Here is a 2,823-nt window from a genome sequence, read left to right on the forward strand (position 1 = left end):
GGCGGCGCCGGTCTATGTCGAAACTGCCGGCGCGGCCAATCCGCTGGCCGCTGTGAATGTCGGCGCTGACAGTACGGCAAGCTTTGCCGACATCGACGGCGACGGCGATCTGGATGCGATCGTGGGTGCGGCCGACGGTACGCTCAGTTTCTTCGAGAACACCGGCACGACGGCGGCACCGGTCTATGTCCAGCGCACCGGCTCGGCCAATCCGTTTGATGCAATAGATGTCGGCTCTGGCAGCACGCCAAGCTTCGCCGACATGGACAGCGACGGTGATCTGGATGTGATCGTGGGCGATGCCGGCGGCACATTCACCTACCTCTTGAACACCGGTACCACCCTGGCGCCCGTTTATGTCGAGCGCACTACTGCCGGCGACAACCTGATCCTGGCGGGCGTTGGTGCCGACACGGTGATCACGGGTGGCGGTACCGATCTGGTGATGGGCGACAACGGCGAGTTCAACTGGGGCGCCACCGGGCTGCTTGAATCCTTCATGAGTACCGATCCGATTCTGGGCGCTGACGACGTGATCCTGGTGGGCGACGGCGACAACATCGTGGTGGGCGGCTTCGGCAGCGACACGATTACCTCCGGTTCCGGTACCGACATCCTCCTCGGCGACAACGGCGCGGTGACTTACACGCCGCTCACCACACAGTTGCTGCAGGCGGTCTCGACCGATGCCGTGAATGGCACCGGCGGCAACGACATCATCACCGCCGGCGAAGGCGATAATCTGCTCCTGGCCGGCGTCGGCGACGATACGGTGACAGCGGGCACCGGCGCCGACCTGGTGATGGGCGACAACGGCCAGATCGACTGGACGGCAAGCGGCGTGTATGACTCCTTCCAGACCACAGACCCGACCCTGGGCGGCAACGACGATATCCGGGTGGGCGACGGCGACAACATCGTGCTCGGCGGCTTCGGCTCCGACGTTATCGAAACCGGGGTGGGCACAGACCTGATCATCGGCGACAACGGCTTGTTCGACTTCACCGAAGTGGCCGGCGTGGCCGTGCTCATCGAGGCGAGCACCACCGACACCACGGCCTTGACCGGCGCCGGCGATGTCATCGTCAGCGGCGGCGGCAGCGGCACCAATATCGTGCTCGCCGGTCTGGGTGATGACCGGGTGAATCAGCCGCCGCTGGCGCCGACCGATCCGCTGCCCGCGGTGAGTACAGGCGTCGATATCGTGATTGGCGATAACGGATTCGTGAATTGGGATACCGGAGCCCAGCTCACGCAGTTCGGCTCGACCGAACCGGAACTGGGCGGCGACGACCTGATCGATGTCGGCGATGGCGGCAATATCGTGATCGGCGGCTTCGGTGACGACGCCATCACCACGGGCATCGATGCCGACATCGTGCTGGGCGACGACGGTCAGGTCGACTATGTCGGTACCGACCTCGATTCGACCGACATCGACCTGATCCAGAGCACCTCGACCGACGCATTCGGCGGGGTGGACACCATCATCACCTCGGGCGGCAACGACATCGTGATCGGCGGGCGCTTCGGCGACGTCATAGACGCAGGCGACGGCAGCAATCTGGTGATCGGCGACAGTGGCCAGATCACTTCGGACGTCGTCGACGCGCCGCAACTGGCCGGCCTGCCGATCACCCTCGGGCTGATCGAAACCATACAGCTCGATGACGGCGGCGCCGACCTGCTCACCACCGGCAGCGGCAGCGACATCATCATGGCCGGCTTCGGCAGCGACACGATTGGATCCGGCTCGGACAACGACATTGTGCTTGGCGACAATGGCCTGATCGCCTACCAGAACGCCGTGATTTCGCAGATCGAGTCGACCGACACGGTGGCCGGAACGGGCGGTGATGACATCATCGATGCCGGCGAGGGCAGCAACGTAGTGATCGGTGGCGTAGGCAGCGACATCTTGACTACCGGTAGCGGCTCGGATGTGGTAACCGGCGACAACGGAACGGTGATCTACGATGCCGCGGGCGTCCTCGTGCAGGTTGTGTCCGGCGATCCTTTGCTGGGCGGCAGCGACACGATCTCGACGGGCGACGGCGTTGATGTGGCGATTGGCGGCGCGCAGGGCGACACAGTGACCAGCGCCGGTGGCAGCGATGTACTGTTCGGCGACGGCGGCATGGTGACCTTTGTGGCGGCTGGTCCGCAACTGCTGATCGAGTCGATCGACGTGAATTACGGCGGCAACGACACGCTCGACGCCGGTGCGGGCAACGACATCCTTATAGGCGGACAGGGTGACGATCTTATCTACGGCACGCTGACCGAGGACCTGCTGTTCGGCGGCAGTGCCGCGGTGACTCTGGTTGCAGGAATTATTGTGAGCATCGAGACCGACTTGAACGATCTGGTCTCTGCATCCCTGTTCAAGTCCTTCGGTGCCTTGCAGGGCCTGAGTGACGACGCGATTGCCGGCCTGCTCGACCTGCTGCCGGGTCACCAGGCCGAGGTGCGCGAACTGCTGGCCAAGATCATCGCGATCGAGCCGCTGCTTGATCCAAACGTGTTCCAGAAACTGTTCAAGCTCGGCGTGTTCTCGCTCCCGGCAGGACCGATCAGTGTTTCGCTGTTCCAGCAAGTGTTCGGCACCGTAGTGGTGACGATGCTTGCGGCGCCGACACACGGCGAGAGCGGCGAACGGGCTGGGGCGAATTCTGCAGGTCCGACCGACGCGGCGGCAGGTTCGGCCGCCACTGTGCTGGCGGCCCCGGACGCAACTGCCGACGCGACGGACAGCCGCAGTGATGTCCTCGCGTTGCTGGGCATCGCCGGCCTGCATGCCGTGCAATCGCCGCAATCGCGTGC

General features: G+C 64.4%; 1 protein-coding gene. It reads left to right on the forward strand.

The features are described from left to right. Positions 1 to 2,823, forward strand: a 2,823-nt coding sequence (locus WC493_RS23080; RefSeq protein WP_373068967.1) for an FG-GAP-like repeat-containing protein, incomplete at both ends; no start/stop codon positions are given.

Source organism: Zavarzinia sp., assembly GCF_041650655.1.
GTDB lineage: Bacteria > Pseudomonadota > Alphaproteobacteria > Zavarziniales > Zavarziniaceae > Zavarzinia.